The following is an 18255-nucleotide window of genomic DNA, read 5'->3' on the forward strand; positions in this document are numbered from 1 at the left end:
ATGCAATTGAATTTGGCGATGGGTGCGGTGGCCGATGGGGACCGCGCACCACAGGCTCGTGATGCAGCTTGCTCAGAAGCGGCAGGGGATAAATCGGCAATGAAGCACGATGCGCTGTTTGAACGTTTTAGCGCGCGGCTGAAGGCACAGGTTGGTCCCGAGGTCTATGCAAGCTGGTTTGCACGGCTCAAACTCCACACCGTTTCGAAAAGCGTCGTCCGCTTTACCGTTCCGACGACCTTTCTGAAGTCCTGGATCAACAACCGTTATATGGATCTGATCACCAGTCTCGTCCAAAGCGAGGATCCGGACGTGCTGAAGGTGGAAATTCTTGTCCGCTCCGCCAGCCGCCCGGCCCGCCCCGCGCAGGTCGAGGAACGGGTGCAGCCCGTTCAGGACATGGGCGCTGTTGCGCGCAACAAGTCCTTCATTCCGTCGCAGCCCGCGACAGCACCCTCTGCACAGCCTGCGGCGGCGCAGGCGACGCTGCGGCAGGGTAGCTCCGGGCCGCTGTTCGGTTCGCCGCTCGATACACGTTTCACCTTTGACACTTTTGTCGAGGGCTCGTCCAACCGCGTCGCGCTTGCGGCGGCAAAGACGATCGCTGAAGCGGGTGCCGGTGCTGTGCGCTTCAATCCGCTGTTCATTCATGCTGGTGTCGGGCTTGGCAAGACACACCTTCTGCAGGCGATTGCCAATGCCGCCATCGACAGCCCGCGCAACCCGCGTGTGGTCTATCTGACGGCCGAATATTTCATGTGGCGTTTTGCGACCGCGATCCGCGACAATGATGCGCTGACGCTGAAGGACACCCTGCGCAATATCGACCTTCTCGTCATCGACGACATGCAGTTCCTGCAGGGCAAGATGATCCAGCACGAATTCTGCCACCTGTTGAACATGCTGCTCGACAGCGCCAAGCAGGTTGTCGTGGCCGCTGACCGCGCGCCGTGGGAGCTGGAATCGCTTGATCCGCGTGTCCGTTCGCGCCTTCAGGGTGGCATGGCCATCGAGATCGAAGGCCCCGATTACGACATGCGCTACGAAATGCTCAACCGTCGCATGGGTTCTGCGCGTCAGGACGATCCGTCTTTCGAGATTTCGGACGAAATACTGACCCATGTGGCCAAAAGCGTGACAGCGAGCGGACGCGAGCTTGAAGGCGCCTTCAACCAGCTGATGTTCCGACGCTCTTTCGAGCCGAACCTCTCGGTTGACCGTGTCGATGAGCTGCTGTCGCACCTCGTCGGCAGTGGGGAGGCCAAGCGCGTCCGTATCGAGGATATTCAGCGCATCGTCGCCAGGCATTATAATGTGTCGCGGCAGGAGCTGGTTTCCAACCGTCGCACCCGCGTCATCGTCAAGCCGCGCCAGATCGCAATGTATCTGGCCAAGATGCTGACACCGCGCTCATTTCCCGAGATCGGTCGCCGTTTCGGCGGTCGCGACCACACCACGGTTCTTCACGCGGTGCGCAAGATCGAGGATCTGATTTCCGGTGACACCAAGCTCGGCCACGAGGTTGAGCTGCTGAAGCGCCTGATTAACGAAAACAACGCATGAAAAAAGCGGCCTTCGGGCCGCTTTTTTATTGGTTTCTCGGTTGTTGATTGGCTCAGGACCAGGCAGGCTGCCGGTCAGCAGGCGAGATCGGCGACCACGGCATCCAGAATAAGCATGCCGGAAGGGGTGCAGCGCAGGCGGGAATTGCCGATCCGTTCCACGAAGCCGTGTTGCAGGAGGAATTCCTCTTTCTCCGGGTCGAGTTCGCGGCCGGAGAGATCGCTCCAGCGAGCAAGATCAATGCCTTCGCGCAGGCGAAGACCCATCAGCAGCAATTCGTCTGCCTGTTCGTCGACGCCGAGAAGCTCCTGATCGACCATGCCGTGGCCTTCACGCTCGACGGTATCGAGCCAGGTTTCGGGATGGCGCTCGGTGACGGTGGCGAGCTTGGAGGCGCCATTGGTCAGGCGTCCATGCGCACCGGGTCCAATACCGGCATAATCGCCATAACGCCAATAGGTCAGGTTATGGCGGCTTTCCGCACCGGGGCGGGCGTGATTGGAAACCTCGTACGCCGGCATGCCGTAACGCTCGGTGATTTCCTGCGTCGCTTCATAAAGCACCGCCGAATGCTCGCCATCCGGTACGATCAGCTTGCCAGCCTTGTGCAGCCCGTAGAACGGCGTGCCTTCCTCGATAGTGAGCTGATAGAGCGACAGATGGTCGACGGCGTAGGAGACGGCTTCCTTCAGCTCAGCGTCCCATTCGGCCACCGTCTGGTTCGGGCGGGCGTAAATCAGATCGAAGGACATGCGCGGAAAAATCTCCCGCGCCAGACGGATGGCTTTAAGCGCATCGGCAACATCATGCAGACGGCCAAGGAACTTCAGGTCCCGGTCGTTCAGCGCCTGGACGCCGAGCGAGACGCGATTGACGCCGGCTGCCCGGTAACCGCGAAACCGCTCCGCCTCGACGCTTGAAGGATTGGCCTCCATGGTGATCTCGATACCATCAGGCACATGCCAGAAGCGCGAAACGCCATCAAGAAGCGCGCCTACGGTCTGCGGGTCCATCAGCGAAGGTGTGCCGCCGCCCATGAAAATGCTGGTAACGACACGCGGACCGCTGAGCGCCCGCATCTTTGCCATTTCGCTGAGGAACGCCGCAGTGAACCGTTCCTGATCCACCGGGCGGTGGCGGACATGGCTGTTGAAATCGCAATAGGGGCATTTGGCCGCACAGAAGGGCCAGTGCAGATAGATCCCGAAACCGGGATCGCCCGTATCCGGCAGAAGCGACGCGCCGGGGGCAGAAAGTTGGTGCTCCCCGGTCATCGGGTTCATGCCTCCAGACAGGTTTCGACGAATTTTTTGAACGCGCGGGCACGGTGGGAGAGCGCAAACGCATCGCCGTGCTTCCAGCCGTGTTTTTCGTCTGCGGTCATTTCACCGAATGTGGTGTCGTAACCTTCCGGTTTGAAGATGGGGTCATAGCCGAAACCGCTCGTTCCACGCGGTGGCCACGCCACCGTGCCTTCCACCTCGCCGCGAAAATATTCGACATGCCCGTCCGGCCAGGCAAGGCACAGCACGCTGACGAAGCGGCCCGTGCGGTCTTCCGGCTTCGTTGCACCGCGTTCGGCAAGCGCATCCTCGACCTTCTGCATGGCCATGGCGAAGTCGCGCGTACCGTCAGCCGTTTCCGCCCAATTGGCGGTGTAAACGCCCGGCGCGCCATCCAGCGCATCGATGACCAGACCGGAATCGTCAGACAGAGCCGGCAGGCCGGATGCCTTCGCAGACGCAAGCGCCTTGATGGCAGCATTTTCCTCAAAGGTGGTGCCTGTCTCGTCCGGCTCCACGAAGTTTAGCTCCGCAGCCGATTTGGCTGAAAAGCCGAAAGGCCCGATCAGGTCGGCGATTTCGGCGATCTTGCCCTTGTTGTGGCTGGCGACAACGATCGTTCTGGTATCGAGCTTGCGCATGACGTTTTCCTGTCGGCTCAGGCGATTGCCTGCTTCTGAAGGGCCACCAGTTCGCTGCATCCGGCCTTTGCAAGACCGAGCAGCGTCAGGAATTCCTCTTCGGAGAAGGGGGCACCTTCCGCGGTTCCCTGCACTTCGACGATGCCGCCGGAGCCGGTGATGACGAAATTCGCATCGGTCTCGGCGGAGGAATCCTCGAGATAATCGAGATCGATGACCGGCTGTTTTGCAAAGATGCCGCAGGAGATCGCGGCGATATGGTCTTTCAGGACCTTCTCGACCTTGATCATGTTGCGAGTTTCCATCCACTTCAGGCAATCATGCAGGGCGATCCATGCGCCGGTGATGGAAGCCGTGCGCGTGCCGCCATCGGCCTGAATGACGTCGCAGTCGATGCTGATCTGGCGCTCGCCAAGCGCCTGCAGGTCGACCACTGCACGCAGCGAGCGGCCGATGAGGCGCTGGATTTCCTGCGTGCGTCCGCCCTGCTTGCCGGCCGAGGCCTCGCGTTTCATCCGCTCATGAGTGGAACGCGGCAGCATGCCGTATTCAGCGGTGACCCAGCCCTTGCCGCTGTTGCGCAGCCACGGCGGCGTCTTTTCCTCAAGGCTTGCGGTGACGAGCACATGCGTATCACCAAATTTGACCAGACAGGAACCTTCGGCATGTTTCGAGAAATTGCGCTCGAAGGAAACCTTGCGCATCTGATCGGTTTTTCTGCCTGAAGGCCGCATATGATCCACTCTCCATGTTGGTTCCTGCCTTCTAAGGCGCGCCCCGGGGTTTTGCAAAGCCAATTTCCATTTTGCCGCAGCGGTGCAACGCATTATATTGGTACGGACAGAGTTTTGACGATAAAGAACGGATGATATGGGCTTTTCCGCACCGCTTTCAAAAGATCAGGCATCGTTGCTGGATGAACGGTCGCGGGAGATTTTCCGGCGCATCGTCGAAGGCTATCTCGACACCGGCGAACCCTTGGGGTCGCGCAGCCTGTCGCGGCTGTTGCCGATGTCGCTTTCACCGGCCTCCGTTCGCAACGTCATGAGTGATCTCGAGGAACTGGGTCTCATCTATTCGCCGCATATCAGCGCCGGTCGCCTGCCCACCCAGACGGGGCTGCGCTTCTTCGTGGACGCATTCATGCAGGTGGGCGATCTGCCCGCCGATGAGAGAGCCAGTATCGACCGCCAGATCGGTCCAGTCGCCGGCCACGAGCAATCGCTGGAAGGGTTGCTGACGGAGGCAAGCCGCATGCTTTCAGGCATGTCGCGCGGTGCGGGCCTGGTGCTGACGGCCAAGAGCGACGTCATTCTCAAGCACGTTGAATTCATCCGGCTGGAGCCCACCAAGGCGCTTGCCGTGCTGGTAGGGGACCACAATCAGGTCGAAAACCGTATCATCGAATTGCCGGTCGGCATTTCGTCATCGCAATTGACAGAGGCGGCGAATTTCATCAATGCCCATCTTTCCGGGCAGACGCTGCAGGAACTGCGGGGCCAGTTTCAGACGCAGCGTGCCGAATTGCAGTCGGAACTCGGCACGCTCGCGCAGGACCTCATTGAACGTGGTCTCGCCATATGGGCGGGCGACAATGAAGAGGGCAAGCTCGGCCGCCTCATCGTCCGCGGACGCTCCAACCTGCTGGAAGGTCTGGCCGGTGAGGAAGATATCGATCGTGTGCGCCTGCTGTTCGACGATCTGGAGCGCAAGGAAAACCTCATCGAGATCCTCAACCTTGCAGAAAGTGGCTCAGGCGTCAGGATTTTCATCGGCTCGGAAAACAAGCTCTTCTCGCTGTCAGGCTCGTCACTGATCGTGGCACCTTATCGGGATGAGGAAAATCGCGTTGTGGGTGCCGTCGGCGTCATCGGTCCCACGAGGCTAAATTACGCCCGTATCGTGCCTATGGTGGACTACACCGCACAAATTATGGCCCGCCTTTCCCGAAAGCAGAGATAGGACAAGCCCGCAAGGTTAGAGAATGCGGCAAGCTTTTCGCCGCAAGCCTTGATTTTTGCCGTTCAAACCTCGATATCGGGCGCAACCAACAATATTCAAATCTGGAGAACGTCATGACCGACGATACGAAAAAGCCCGGACCTGACGCGGACGTCGCCGAAGAGTTTGTCGAACCCGCATTTACAGGGGAAGAGACGGCGGAAGCTGCCGAGCCCGATCCGATCGAACTGCTCAGGGCCGAAAATGCCGATCTGCGCGACAAGTTCCTGCGTCTTGCAGCAGAAATGGACAATCTTCGTCGCCGCACCGAACGCGAAGTCAAGGATGCGAAGGCCTATTCTCTCGCCGCTTTCGCGCGCGACATGCTTGCCGTTTCCGACAATCTTCGCCGCGCTCTTGAAGCCATTCCGGACGAACTCAAGACCAATGGCGAAGCCGGTCTCAACGGCCTGATCGAAGGTGTCGAGATGACGGAGCGCTCGATGCTCTCGACGCTGGAGCGCCACGGCGTCAAAAAGATCGATGCGGAAGGCCAGAAATTCGATCCGAATTTCCACCAGGCGATGTTCGAAATTCCAAACACGGCAGTTCCGAACAACACGGTGCTGCAGGTGGTTCAGGCCGGTTTCACCATCGGTGACCGGGTGCTGCGCCCCGCCATGGTTGGCGTCTCAAAGGGTGGCCCGAAGGTGGAGACCGCCGCAGCGCCCGAGCCGGGCACCGCCTCCGTCAACGAGAAGGATGCGTGAGGCATTCCCTCATCTAAAGCGCGTCCGGATGTAAAAGCGGGGCGCGCTTTTGTTTGAAATGCTCCAATAAAAAACGCGCCTCAAGGGCGCGTTTTTTTGTCCATGGAAAGGACCGTCGGCAGCCTTTGATCAGGCAGCGGTCGCCTGCTCCTGATTGAGGAAGGCGTAGATTGCCGTGTCGGAATCGGTGGCACGCAGCTTGGCCACCAGCTCGGGGTCGCGCAAAGCTCGGGCAATTCTCGACAGCGCCTTCAGATGATCCGCGCCGGCGCCTTCGGGTGCGAGCAGCAGGAAAACCAGATCGACCGGCTGGTCATCCAGCGCCTCGAAATCAACAGGTGTTTCAAGACGTGCGAAGACGCCGGTGATCTGATGGATGCTGCTCAGCTTGCCATGCGGAATGGCAATGCCGTGCCCCACACCGGTGGAGCCGAGTTTCTCACGCTGGAGGATGACGTCGAAAACTTCCCGTTCCGATACTCCGGTAATTCTGGCTGCCTTTGCGGCCAGCTCCTGAAGCAATTGCTTTTTGGAATTCACCTTGAGGGCGGGAATAATCGCATCTTGTTGCAGCAAATCTGCCAACGCCATTCTCTTTTTCCTTCATGCCATCGAGACGATGCAGGAGGCAGATACGCTTTCGCGCTCTGCCTCCCATGTCTTGTCAGACTGTTCAGCTCTTGATCGTTTCCGCGTCGATCCAGCCAATATTGCCGTCATGTCGTCGGTAGACGATGTTGAGATATTCCTTGCCGGGGCTGCGGAACAGCAGAACCGGTTCGTCCGTCATGTCGAGCGCCATCACGGCGCTGGCGACGGACATCGTCTTTATCTGTTTCGAACTTTCCGCAACGATCGTGGGTGCGTAGTCTTCCGGAACCTCGTGGTCCTCATCGGGGACAGCATCCATTACCGTATAGGCGATTTCCGACAACGCGCCGTTCGCCGCGGAACCATTGTGGTGATGGTCCTTCAGCTTCCGTTTGTAGCGACGCAGGCGCTTCTCGATACGCTCGGCGGCGGCATCGAAACTCGCTTGCGGATCATTTGCCTGACCCGCCGCATGCAATACAACACCCGTATCGAGATGCAGTTTGCAATCGGCTGCAAAACGCGATCCGGACTTCTCTACGGTCACTTGGCCTGAATACCCCCCATCGAAGTATTTGGTAACTGCCAGACCTATATTGTCCTCAATCCGCTGCCGGAAAGATTCGCCGATCTCCATATGTTTACCAGATACACGCACACTCATGGAAAATTTCCTTTTTGTAGTGATTTGCGAGTACCAGCTTACGTCAAGCCGCGCGCGCATCCAAGCGTTTCGAAGGCCTTTAAAAGCCCCCATTCGAATTTTACGCCCATGGACGGTGGAGATGAATCCGTTACAAATGACCTTGCTTACGTGTGCGGCGGGCTTCTAGCCCTTGCCGTAGCAAGAGTCAATGGTGCGGCTGGAAAGCCCTGAAAACGTGACCAGCGCCACCGCTCAGAACGCCGACAGTCTGGCCAGGGCCTTCTTCTCGCGCCGTCTCTGAACGGAGGATGGGATGTTCATCGCCTCGCGATATTTGGCCACGGTCCGGCGGGCAAGATCGATACCACTCTTTTTCAGATTATCGACGATATCGTCATCGGAAAGCACTGCGTCGGCGGCCTCCTGCGTGATCATCGCCTTGATGCGGTGACGCACCGCTTCTGCAGAATGGCTGTCACCGCCTTCCACCGAGCTGATGGAAACACTGAAGAAATACTTCAGCTCAAACAGGCCGCGCGGCGTCAGCATGTATTTTTTCGACGTCACCCGGCTGACGGTGGATTCGTGCATCTTGATGGCGTCGGCCACCGTCTTGAGGTTCAGCGGGCGCAGGTGGTCCACGCCATTGACGAGAAAGGCGTCCTGCTGGCGCACGATTTCGGTCGCCACCTTCATGATCGTTCTAGCGCGCTGGTCGAGGCTGCGGGTCAGCCAATGGGCCGTCTGCATGCATTCGGAAAGGAAATCCTGATCCTCTCCCTCGCGCGACTTGTGCCTTGAAACCTCTGCGAAATAGGTCTGGTTGATGAGCACGCGCGGCAGGGTCTCGGGGTTGATTTCCACAAGCCAGCCGCCGGCAGAGGAGGGGCGAATGATGATATCAGGAACGATTGTCTCGGAAACGGTCGAATCGTAACCAGCGCCCGGACGCGGATTGAGCGTGCGGATTTCCGCCAGCATGTCGAGAAGGTCTTCCTCATCCACGCCGCAGAGTTTTTTTAGAGAAGCGAAATCCCGTTTCGCCAGAAGCTCCAGATTGTCGATAAAAGCCCGCATTGCCGGATCAAGCCTGTCCTTCTGGGCAAGCTGGATCGCCAGACATTCGCTCAGCGAGCGGGAAAACACGCCGGGAGGATCAAAGCCCTGAAGCGTCTCCAGAATTCGCTCCACTGCCGAAGGCGCCGTCCCCAGCCGTTCAGCGACGTCTTCGACGGCATCTACGGCGATATATCCGGTCTCGTCGAGCTGGCCGATCAGCGCATCGGCGATCATCCTGTCTTCCACAGAGGATATGGCGAGAGGCAATTGCTGATTGAGATGGTCGCTGAGGGTCTGTTTCGCGGCAACGAAGTCGTCGAGATCGTAACTCTCGCCTGACTCCTGCCCGGGCATGGATTTCCACTGCCCCGCAAGTTCGGGTGCGTCGGGCTTTCTGGGTTCGGTATCGTCAGGAAAGACATTTTCAAAGCTGGTGTCGAGCTGTTCGCCGAGATTTGCCGCGCGATCGCCGTACCAGTCGTCGCTGTCGGCCGTTACCGGGGCGGACTTGTCGGACCCTTCGCTGTCGGCATCGCCGAAATTCTCCGCATCAACAGGGCTATCGCTGCTCAAATCGCCGTCGTTTGCCGCAATTTCAAGCAAAGGATTGCGCTCCACCTCCTGCGCGATGAACTGCGTCAGTTCGAAATGCGTCATCTGAAGCAGCTGGATGGACTGCATCAGTTGCGGTGTCATCACGAGAGACTGGTTTTGACGCAGCAAAAGGCTGGCAGATAATGCCATGGCGGACGCGAAACTCCCCTTACAGCTTCTTCGTCGCCACAAATTTCATAAATTTTGCGCAGGCAACGAAACTTGGCCCAAAAATTGCTTTTTTATTATGTTTGGTCAAGCGTCACTGCGGGGCGCGATGAAGAATCTTTCGCGCCCGGGAGCTTAAAGGCTAAAATTATTGCCGAGATAGAGCCGGCGCACATCCGGATTGTTGACGATATCGTCCGCACGGCCATGGGTCAGAACCTCACCGGCATGGATGATATAGGCGCGGTCGATGAGGCCGAGCGTTTCGCGGACATTGTGGTCGGTGATGAGAACGCCGATCCCTCGCGCGGTCAAATGTCTGACAAGGTTCTGAATGTCGCTGACGGAGATCGGATCGACGCCGGCAAAAGGTTCGTCCAGAAGCATGAAGGTCGGATCGGTCGCCAGAGCACGGGCGATTTCCAGACGGCGACGTTCGCCGCCCGACAGCGCGACAGCGGGCGATTTGCGCAACTGCGCAATGTGGAACTCTTCCAGCAACTCATCGAGCTTGCGGCTGCGCTTGGCGCTGTCAGGTTCGTGCACTTCCAGCACGGCGCGGATGTTTTCCTCGACTGTCAGTCCGCGGAAAATGGAGGCTTCCTGTGGCAGATAGCCGACACCGAGGCGGGCACGCCTGTACATCGGCATGGTGGTGACGTCGTTGCCGTTGATGGCGATCTTGCCGCTATCGACAGGTACGAGGCCCGTGATCATGTAGAAACAGGTGGTTTTGCCTGCGCCGTTCGGGCCAAGCAGCCCCACGGCTTCACCGCGGCGCACGACCAGCGAGACGCCGTTGACGACGCGCCGTGTATTGTAGGTCTTCGTCAGACCATGCGCGATCAGGGTGCCGTCATAGCGAGCCTTGTCGGCCTGCGACGCAGCGTCCACAGGTCGGTCGCGCCCACCGCCAAATATTTTTGAGATCGAGGCTATCTTCACGAGGTGAGACTACTGTTTCTTCTGCTGCGATTTCGGATCGAGCATGATCCGGACAGGGCCGCCGCAGCTTTCGAGCTTTGCCTGCCCCGAATTCATCAGAACAGTGAGCTTGCAGCCGGTGAAGACATTCGCGCCCTCGGACAGCACAACCTGCTTGCCGGTCAGAATGAAGGTCTGCGCCGCCATGTCGAATTCGCCGTGATCGGCCGTGGCCTTCTGCGTCTCGGACGTCAGGTAGACGTTATTGTCGACGAAGATTTTTTCGATGTTGGCGTCACCGCTGGTGAGCGAGGAACCTTCACCCTTGTAATTGACCGTCATCTTGCCGGCCTGAAGGGTGGTGGTGCCCTGCACAACTTTCACGTTACCGGTGAAATAGGCCTTGCGCTCCTGATCCCGAATTTCGAGCTGATCGCTTTCGATAGCGATCGGCTGGTCGCCGGAGAGCTTGACGCCTGTCATGTTGCTGGTGGTGTTCTGAGCGAAAGCCACGGTTGCAAGACAGGAAAAAGCAAAAGCTGCGGCTGTAACGCCTGCGGATTTGCCAAGGGAAACGGGACGGGAAATTTGCATCATCTGGACCGGGCTCTCACTTGCCTTCATTCTTGATATTGGATGCAGCGATACGTGCGCGTACCTGCCCCGAAAATGTAATAGTCTTGCCATTATCCGCGATATCAATCGATTGCGCAACAATGGCGCCGTCGTTTGTTTTGATCGAAACCGGCTCTTTGCTGCTCATTTTTCCAGCCTTCAGATCGACATCCGCAGATTGGAACTTCGCTTGTATGCCATTGCTGAGATTGATGTCAAAAGGGGCGGTCATCTTCAGCGTGTTGGTGGCCCGGTCGAAAATGCCTTCCTTGGCGATCACCTGGGCGACGCTGTCGTTCACAGGCACCGCGGCCAGAACCCTTTCGAGCGTCATGAGGTTGGGGTTGGCGATATCCTGCAACGCACGGTCTGCGTTCATGGAGTAGTCGATCCCCTTCTCGTTGCGGCCCGCAACGGCCGGCTTTTCCATCACGATCTTGCCGTCTTCGATCCTTGCGCTTTCAAGCGAAACCTCTTCGGGCGCCCAGGTGCGAATGAGCGAAACGGCGACGAAGGCAAACGAGATGATCGCCGCACCGAGCGGCAGAATGATTTTCAGCCGCTTCACGCGCGCGGAATGCCTCAGCGCGCGCTCGTAAGCGCCGTTCTGGTCATTGGGCAGCGGAAACGCTGGCGCGGGTTGGCGGAGTCTTTCGAGCATAAGAGTGGGTCCGGAAAACTTCCTGGGCGCCACTTTGGCGCGCAACTGAAGCTTATATGTTTATCTTGATGTCTTTGGCATGAGTGCTTTGTCCTGCCAATATGGTTTTTGTCTGGAAAGGTGCAAGGGAAATGCGAATTTAATCGTAATTCTGGTTTCCTTATTGTTTCCTTGCGGCTTCGCGCTAGAAGAACCATATGGCCATGACGCTTACATTACGCTTCAAATGCCGGAAGGCAGGGGTTTTCGATGGATAATATGGCGATAGCGGATCGCAGACGATTGCGCCGCAAGCTGACTTTCTGGCGGATTGCCGCTGTTTTTCTGTTTGTCGCCGGCATTTTCGGCCTCTACCGGTTTTTATGGGCCACCCCGCAGCAAAGCGAGAGACCCCATATTGCCCGTGTCCAGATCTCCGGGCTGATCCAGGACAATACCGAACTTCTGGAGCGGCTGGACAAGATTGCCAAGAGCGACAATGTCAAAGGGCTGATCGTGTCGATTTCATCGCCCGGTGGCACCACCTATGGCGGCGAGCGCATCTTCAAGGCCATTCGCGGCGTTGCGGAAAAGAAGCCGGTGGTCTCCGATGTCCGCACGCTTGCCGCCTCCGCTGGATATATGATCGCATCTGCAGGTGACGTCATCGTCGCTGGCGAAACCTCGATCACCGGCTCCATCGGCGTGATCTTTCAATATCCCCAGATCGGCCAGCTGATGGATAAGCTCGGCGTCTCGCTGCAGGAAATAAAGTCCTCTCCGATGAAGGCGGAGCCTTCGCCGTTCCATGAGGCGCCCGAAGAGGCGAAGACGATGATCCGTTCCATGGTGATGGACAGCTACGGCTGGTTCGTCGATCTTGTGGCCGATCGCCGCAAATTGCGGCGCGAGGATGTGTTGAAACTGGCGGACGGATCGATTTTCACGGGCAGACAGGCGCTCGCCAACAAGCTGGTCGACACGCTTGGCGGCGAAAAGGAAATTCGCGGCTATTTCGAAACGCGCGGTGTTGCCAAGGATCTGCCGATCGTGGAATGGCGCGCACCGTCTTCCAGTTCGCCTTTTTCGCTTTTCAGTGTTGCGCAAATAGCGAAGCTTCTGGGATATGACGATTTAATCCCGTTTGCGGGCTCCGGTCAGCTCGGTGCGGACAAGTTGTTTCTTGACGGTCTTGTTTCCGTTTGGCAGGTTGAGCCGCATTAAAAATCCAATTCTTTCAGGGGGCAACCGTGATCAAGTCTGAACTGGTGCAGATCGTTGCTGCGCGTAACCCGCACCTTTATCACCGTGACGTGGAAAATATCGTCAATGCGGTGCTGGATGAAATCACCGATGCCTTGGCAGCGGGAAATCGTGTCGAGCTTCGTGGTTTCGGCGCATTTTCGGTGAAGAACCGTCCTTCGCGTTCCGGTCGGAACCCGCGCACGGGTGAATCGGTTTTCGTCGAGGAAAAATGGGTGCCTTTCTTCAAGACGGGCAAGGAACTGCGTGAGCGCCTGAACCCCGGTATGGGTGACGAAGAGGACGATTGATCGTTCTCACCCGCCGCGCCGGAAACGGAGCCGAGGGAATTCACGCCGCGATGGAGTAATGTCGGATGTCGAAAAAAATCATCAACCTCATCATCCTGCTTCCGCTGGCGATTATCCTCGTCATCCTGTGCGTGGCCAATCGTCAGTCCGTGACGCTCGCGCTCAATCCGTTCCGGCCGGAGGATGGTGTACTTTCCTTCACCGCGCCGTTTTTCGTGTTCCTGTTTCTGGCCGTCATTTTCGGTGTGCTTCTGGGATCTTCCGCCACATGGTTTGCGCAGGGCAAGCATCGCAAGCGCGCCCGGATCGAGGCGAAGGAAGCCGTTCGCTGGCATGACGAGGCGAACCGGCACAAAGCGGCAACAGCCGCGCAGCTTCCGAATGCGGGCCAACTCCCGGCAAAGTGATGGTGCCGACATTCGTTGCGGCTCTAGTCGAGCGACGCTTGGAATGCTATTTGCTGGCGCGACAAGACGCGGGCAGAAGCGGAAAGATTTCCATTGAAGAAAAAAGACAGCCGGCCGGGCAATCGCGTGCGTGCCGGGAGCGAGAAAAAACAGGTTCATGCCGCAAAGCCGGCACGGCGAATGGATGCGGCACCGAAAAAGCGCGAGCCGGACGCGGTGCGCAGCGCGCCCAAATCTGCGCCGAGGGAAAAGATAGCCCCAGTACCGGCGGTTGAGCAGGTGCCTGCGCGGCCCCTCAAGCATCGCACCGGCGAACGTCCCGCAGAACAGGTTCCGGTTATTCTGGAATCAAGTGGCGCGGGTGATTTTCATCTCATCGACAGCGGCAATGGCCTGAAGCTTGAACAATACGGCGAATATCGCGTCGTCCGTCCCGAGGCGCAGGCTCTCTGGCAGCCGTCGGTTCCAGACCGCGTATGGCAGAATGCCGACGCCATTTTTACCGGCGACACGGATGAAGACGGCATGGGCCGTTGGCGTTTTCCAAAGGCAGCACTTGGCGAAACCTGGCCACTGTCGCTGCTCGGCGTCGAATTTCTCGGCCGTTTCACGGCCTTCCGGCATGTCGGCGTCTTCCCGGAGCAGATCGTCCACTGGGAATGGCTGAAAAATGCCGTCGAAACGGCTGACCGGCCGCTGAAAGTCCTGAACCTGTTTGGTTACACCGGCGTCGCTTCTTTGGTCGCCGCTGCTGCAGGCGCTGAAGTGACCCATGTCGACGCCTCCAAGAAAGCGATCGGCTGGGCAAAGGAGAACCAGGCGCTTGCCGGGCTCGAACAGGCGCCGATCCGCTGGATTTGCGAAGACGCGATGAAGTTCATCCAGCGCGAGGAGCGTCGCGGCAGCACCTACGACATCATTCTCACCGACCCGCCGAAATTCGGCCGCGGCACCCATGGTGAAATCTGGCAATTGTTCGACCATCTTCCGTTGATGCTCGATATCTGCCGGGAAATCCTGTCGCCCAAAGCGCTCGGTCTGGTGCTGACGGCCTATTCTATCAGGGCCAGCTTCTATTCGATGCATGAATTGATGCGCGAAATCATGCGCGGCGCCGGTGGCGTCGTTGCATCCGGCGAGCTCGTCATTCGCGAGGCCGGGCTTGATGGCAAGACGCCGGGCCGGGTGCTTTCCACATCGCTGTTCAGCCGCTGGGAGCCGAAATGACGAACGACATGCGCGAAAACACGACGCGCCGGGTTGGCCAGGTCAAGGAAGTCACCAGCCTTGCCAATCCCATCATCAAGGATATCAAGGCGCTCACCCAGAAAAAGGGCAGGGAAGAGACCGGCACCTTCATGGCGGAAGGCCTGAAGCTGGTTATCGACGCGCTCGAACTGGGCTGGACCATCCGCACCCTGGTTTACGCCAAGGCGGCCAAGGGCAAGCCGCTGGTGGAGCAGGCGGCCGTAAAGACGGTCGCTTCCGGCGGGCTGGTGCTCGAAGTCAGCGAAAAAGTCATCGCCTCGATCACCCGACGCGACAATCCGCAGATGGTCGTTGGCATCTTTGACCAGAGATGGAAGCCATTGAAGGATATTCGTCCGGAAAAAGGCGAGACCTATATCGCGCTCGATCGGGTGCGTGATCCCGGCAATCTCGGCACCATCATCCGCACGGCGGATGCGGCTGGTGCCTCAGGTGTCATTCTGGTCGGCGATTGCACCGATCCGTTTTCGCTGGAAACGGTGCGTGCGACCATGGGTTCGGTCTTCGCTACGCCCGTTGCCCGCGCCTCGGTTGAGGAATTCCTCTCCTGGAAAAAATCGGCCAGTGTCAGTGTCGTTGCCACCCATCTTGCCGGGTCGGTGGACTATCGAAAAATCGATTACGCCGGAAAGCCCGTCGTGCTTTTGATGGGCAACGAACAATCCGGCCTGCCGCCTGAACTGGCCGGCAAGGCAGACCAACTGGCGCGCATTCCCCAACAGGGCCGTGCCGATAGTCTCAATCTCGCCATCGCAACCGCTGTCATGCTTTTCGAGGCGCGGCGACATCTCCTCGAACTGGCACCGGTGAAGTAATGGCCAAAGCGGCGTTGTTTTCGAAATTCGGCCCGGCTTTCGCGCTTATCGTTGCTGCCCTTGTGCTGGACCAGGTCGTCAAGCAACTGGTCGAGACCTATCTGCCGTTGCAGGAGATGGTGCCGGTCATTCCGTTCCTGGCGCTTTACCGCACCTATAATCTCGGTGTGGCGTTTTCGATGCTGGCGGACATGCACGGCTGGTTCATCGTCAGCATGCGGCTCGTCATCGTGGTCTTCGTTCTGTGGCTCTGGCGCAAGACGGCGGCGGATCGGACTTTTGCCCATCTTGGCTTCGCCTTCATCATCGCTGGAGCGGCTGGCAATCTTCTTGACCGCTTTTTCTACGGTCACGTCATCGACTACATCCTGTTTCACACCGATACATGGTCGTTCGCGGTCTTCAATCTGGCCGACACTTTCATAACAATCGGTGCCGGTTGCGTCATTCTCGATGAGTTTCTGCACGCCCGGGCGGCTAAAAAGTAAAATTTTAGCGTTTGAGCCAAACATATCAAAACCGCTGCCGTGGTAGCGGTTGTGCATGAGCGAACTGGCAAGACTGCGGGAAAAAGTTTCAGATGGCCTCGCCGCCACCCCGGCGCAGCTGGCGGATCGCGTCGACACGACATCTCACCATGGCGGTGCGGGGCACGGGATAGATGCCAGATCGATCACGCTATACGTTGCCGCGTCATTGTCGGTGGGTGCCTTCTCCGCGGCCTTGATCGCGCTTGCGGTGCCTTATGCGGTCACCGTCGCCTTGGCATCCTTCTTCGGTGCGGTGCTGGTCGGTCTCCTGTCCTACGCCATGTTCGGCAAATCCTTCCAGTATACCGGCAAACTATATGCAGATGATTTGGATGTACGGCTACGCCAAACTCAAAACCGATCGCTGATTGCCGAGATCCAGGAGGCCATGGGCGATATCATCGTCATCCGCAATATGGATCGGCGCATCGTCGAGGCGAATGCGGTTTTTCGTGAAGTGACGGGCTGCTCGGCACCCGAAGGGCTGAGCTGTGAGGAAATCGGCATCGCTTTCCGACCAGGCGACAAGGCCCACGCTTATGACGTGGAAATCGCGACCCCGTTCGGTCAGCGCATTTTCTCCTGGCACGATGTCGTCACCCGCGATCTGGCAAGCAGTCGTCTTCTCATCAGCAGCATCGCGAGAGATGTCACCGAGGAGCGGCTGGCACTCGGCGAGCGGGAAAACGCCCGGTTACGCGCGGAAAAGGCCGATGCCGAAAAGGCAAGGCTGCTGGCAACTGTTAGCCACGAGATCCGTCTGCCGCTTTCCGGCATGCTCGGCATGAACCATCTTCTGTCGCAGACGAAGCTCAATGAAGAGCAACGTAATTATCTCGACGGCATGAAGCAGTCCGGTCAGTCGCTGGTACAGTTGGTCGAGGACCTGCTGGATTATTCGACCATGGAGGCGGGCCGTTTCAAACTCAATCCGCGTGCGGAAAACCTGCGCCGGCTGATCGAGAGCATTGTCGAGATGCTGGCGCATCGCGCCCACGAAAAGGGCATCGAAATCACCTCCTTCGTCACGCCGGATGTGCCCGATTATCTGGATTTCGATCCGGCAAGGCTGCGTCAGGTTCTGTTCAACCTCCTTGGCAATGCCGTCAAATTCACGCAGGTGGGCGGGGTCGTCATCCGGGCGCGCATGGTTGAAGGCGAATTGCATATCACCGTCGAGGACACCGGCCCCGGCATGAGCCAAGCGGAACAGGCCCGTATCTTTGGCGAATTCGAACAGGCAGGCCCGATGTCGCAACAAAGTGGGGGAACAGGGCTTGGGCTCGCGATTTCCGCCCGCATCGTCCGGGAATTCGGCGGCAGCCTGACGGTCTTCAGCCGCAAGGGTGAGGGCAGCACCTTCAAGCTGGCATTCCGTCCGGGCAGTTCGTCCACCGGCACGCCGGACCCAGACCGGCACCATTGCCTGCAGCATACCAATGTCCTGCTGGTCGCGCCGAGGGGCGTGGCAGCGACGGTGACGATGGAGGCGATCGAGGCTTTCGGCGGTAAATGCGCTCTTATCCACGAACCGGAGGACTTGGAAAAGCTGCACGGTACAGCTGCCGATCTCACCGATATCATTGTCGACAGGCGTATTTCGCCTCTGTTCAGAGACGCGCTAAGGGATTGGCCGCAACAGAATGTCCGTCGCACGTTGCTGGTCAGTCCCGAAGAGCGGGCGTCGACCATGCATGCGTCCTTCGACGCCTGGTTGATCCGGCCGCTGCGCGAAAAGTCCCTGATTGACGTCCTCTGCGGCCGTCTGCGCGGCATAGAACGGCGCGATGCCATCAACGACAACCATCCGGATGTGGGGTTTTCGTCACGGGTGACGGAGGGGGTAAGCGGTATCGATATCCTCGTGGCCGAGGACGACGCCGTCAATGCGCGCATCATCCGGGCCGTTCTGGAAAAAAGCGGTTACATCGTGCGCGGTGTCGACGATTTTCAGGCCCTGCAGCAAGCCGTGGCGCCGGGCACAACCCGCCTGCCGCACCTCATCATATCCGATCTCAATATGCCGGGCGGCGAGGGGCTTGAGGTGCTGCCGGAGCTTCTCGGCACGCTGAAGGGCGGAAGAAATATTCCGCTCATCGTGCTCAGCGGCGATGCGAGCGTTGAAACCGCTGAAATCCTGCTGAATGCCGGTGCGGCCAAGGTTTTGACCAAGCCTGCCGACCCGAGACGACTGGTCGAGGAAATCCGCCGCTTGCTGGAGGCGAAACGCCTGTTGCCATCATGAC

The 18255-nt window shown here is 58.6% G+C and carries 19 protein-coding genes; 10 read left to right on the top strand and 9 right to left on the bottom strand.

What is annotated here, in order from left to right; translation table 11 throughout:
* The first annotated feature begins 99 nt into the window (after positions 1-99).
* Positions 100-1563 carry a chromosomal replication initiator protein DnaA gene (gene dnaA, locus G6L97_RS00005; protein ID WP_003514748.1) on the top strand — a complete coding sequence of 488 codons (1464 nt, stop codon included), beginning with the start codon at positions 100-102 and terminating at the stop codon, positions 1561-1563.
* A 74-nt stretch (positions 1564-1637) separates the two neighbouring features.
* Here the strand turns inward: dnaA and hemW are convergent, their stop codons facing one another.
* The 3 genes from hemW to rph are packed head-to-tail and all read right to left on the bottom strand — an operon-like array spanning position 1638 to position 4221.
* Positions 1638-2837 carry a radical SAM family heme chaperone HemW gene (hemW, locus tag G6L97_RS00010; RefSeq protein WP_111782946.1) on the bottom strand — a complete coding sequence of 400 codons (1200 nt, stop codon included), beginning with the start codon at positions 2835-2837 and terminating at the stop codon, positions 1638-1640.
* Between the two features lie 5 nt (positions 2838-2842).
* Positions 2843-3487 (bottom strand): RdgB/HAM1 family non-canonical purine NTP pyrophosphatase, encoded by a 645-nt coding sequence (gene rdgB, locus G6L97_RS00015; RefSeq protein WP_003514751.1) that lies wholly within the window; start codon positions 3485-3487, stop codon positions 2843-2845.
* 17 nt (positions 3488-3504) lie between these two features.
* Complete coding sequence (rph, locus tag G6L97_RS00020) at positions 3505-4221, bottom strand: ribonuclease PH (protein ID WP_003514752.1); 717 nt, start codon at positions 4219-4221, stop codon at positions 3505-3507.
* A 136-nt stretch (positions 4222-4357) separates the two neighbouring features.
* Here rph and hrcA point away from each other — a divergent pair, with 136 nt between their 5' ends.
* Both hrcA and grpE read left to right on the top strand, forming a co-directional pair.
* On the top strand, positions 4358-5449 hold the full coding sequence (gene hrcA, locus G6L97_RS00025) for a heat-inducible transcriptional repressor HrcA (protein WP_003514754.1): 1092 nt from the start codon (positions 4358-4360) through the stop codon (positions 5447-5449).
* A gap of 113 nt (positions 5450-5562) precedes the next feature.
* Positions 5563-6198: a nucleotide exchange factor GrpE gene (gene grpE, locus G6L97_RS00030; protein ID WP_003514756.1), complete on the top strand. Its 636-nt coding sequence runs from the start codon at positions 5563-5565 to the stop codon at positions 6196-6198.
* 129 nt (positions 6199-6327) lie between these two features.
* Here the strand turns inward: grpE and ptsN are convergent, their stop codons facing one another.
* The 6 genes from ptsN to lptC form a co-directional block, all read right to left on the bottom strand.
* A complete protein-coding gene (gene ptsN / locus G6L97_RS00035; RefSeq protein WP_003493488.1) occupies positions 6328-6789 on the bottom strand; it encodes a PTS IIA-like nitrogen regulatory protein PtsN in 462 nt (153 codons plus the stop codon).
* A gap of 82 nt (positions 6790-6871) precedes the next feature.
* On the bottom strand, positions 6872-7453 hold the full coding sequence (gene hpf / locus G6L97_RS00040; protein WP_174002579.1) for a ribosome hibernation-promoting factor, HPF/YfiA family: 582 nt from the start codon (positions 7451-7453) through the stop codon (positions 6872-6874).
* 234 nt (positions 7454-7687) lie between these two features.
* The gene (gene rpoN, locus G6L97_RS00045) at positions 7688-9238 is read right to left on the bottom strand and encodes an RNA polymerase factor sigma-54 (protein WP_111782856.1); all 1551 of its coding nucleotides are present in this window, start codon (positions 9236-9238) and stop codon (positions 7688-7690) included.
* A gap of 153 nt (positions 9239-9391) precedes the next feature.
* Positions 9392-10201, bottom strand: coding sequence for an LPS export ABC transporter ATP-binding protein (gene lptB / locus G6L97_RS00050; protein ID WP_003514762.1), 810 nt, complete (start codon positions 10199-10201; stop codon positions 9392-9394).
* A 9-nt stretch (positions 10202-10210) separates the two neighbouring features.
* On the bottom strand, positions 10211-10777 hold the full coding sequence (locus G6L97_RS00055) for an LptA/OstA family protein (RefSeq protein WP_003514763.1): 567 nt from the start codon (positions 10775-10777) through the stop codon (positions 10211-10213).
* A 13-nt stretch (positions 10778-10790) separates the two neighbouring features.
* Positions 10791-11456: an LPS export ABC transporter periplasmic protein LptC gene (gene lptC / locus G6L97_RS00060; RefSeq protein WP_003514764.1), complete on the bottom strand. Its 666-nt coding sequence runs from the start codon at positions 11454-11456 to the stop codon at positions 10791-10793.
* A 249-nt stretch (positions 11457-11705) separates the two neighbouring features.
* Between lptC and sppA the strand changes: the two genes are divergently transcribed.
* From sppA to G6L97_RS00095, 7 genes are all read left to right on the top strand, one after another.
* Complete coding sequence (sppA, locus tag G6L97_RS00065; RefSeq protein ID WP_111782855.1) at positions 11706-12659, top strand: signal peptide peptidase SppA; 954 nt, start codon at positions 11706-11708, stop codon at positions 12657-12659.
* Positions 12660-12685: 26 nt separating this feature from the next.
* The gene (locus G6L97_RS00070) at positions 12686-12988 is read left to right on the top strand and encodes an integration host factor subunit beta (protein ID WP_003493505.1); all 303 of its coding nucleotides are present in this window, start codon (positions 12686-12688) and stop codon (positions 12986-12988) included.
* Between the two features lie 65 nt (positions 12989-13053).
* Positions 13054-13395: a LapA family protein gene (locus G6L97_RS00075; RefSeq protein WP_003514766.1), complete on the top strand. Its 342-nt coding sequence runs from the start codon at positions 13054-13056 to the stop codon at positions 13393-13395.
* A gap of 93 nt (positions 13396-13488) precedes the next feature.
* Positions 13489-14622, top strand: a complete 1134-nt coding sequence (locus tag G6L97_RS00080; RefSeq protein WP_038489658.1) for a class I SAM-dependent methyltransferase — start codon at positions 13489-13491, stop codon at positions 14620-14622.
* Positions 14619-15479 carry a TrmH family RNA methyltransferase gene (locus G6L97_RS00085; RefSeq protein WP_111782854.1) on the top strand — a complete coding sequence of 287 codons (861 nt, stop codon included), beginning with the start codon at positions 14619-14621 and terminating at the stop codon, positions 15477-15479. The genes G6L97_RS00080 and G6L97_RS00085 overlap by 4 nt, the downstream gene beginning before the upstream one ends.
* On the top strand, positions 15479-15967 hold the full coding sequence (gene lspA / locus G6L97_RS00090; RefSeq protein ID WP_003514769.1) for a signal peptidase II: 489 nt from the start codon (positions 15479-15481) through the stop codon (positions 15965-15967). Before G6L97_RS00085 ends, lspA begins: the two co-directional genes overlap by 1 nt.
* Positions 15968-16022: 55 nt before the next feature.
* Positions 16023-18254 carry a hybrid sensor histidine kinase/response regulator gene (locus G6L97_RS00095; RefSeq protein ID WP_111782853.1) on the top strand — a complete coding sequence of 744 codons (2232 nt, stop codon included), beginning with the start codon at positions 16023-16025 and terminating at the stop codon, positions 18252-18254.
* Position 18255 lies beyond the last annotated feature (1 nt).

The sequence above is a fragment of the Agrobacterium tumefaciens genome (assembly GCF_013318015.2).
Lineage (GTDB): Bacteria > Pseudomonadota > Alphaproteobacteria > Rhizobiales > Rhizobiaceae > Agrobacterium > Agrobacterium tumefaciens.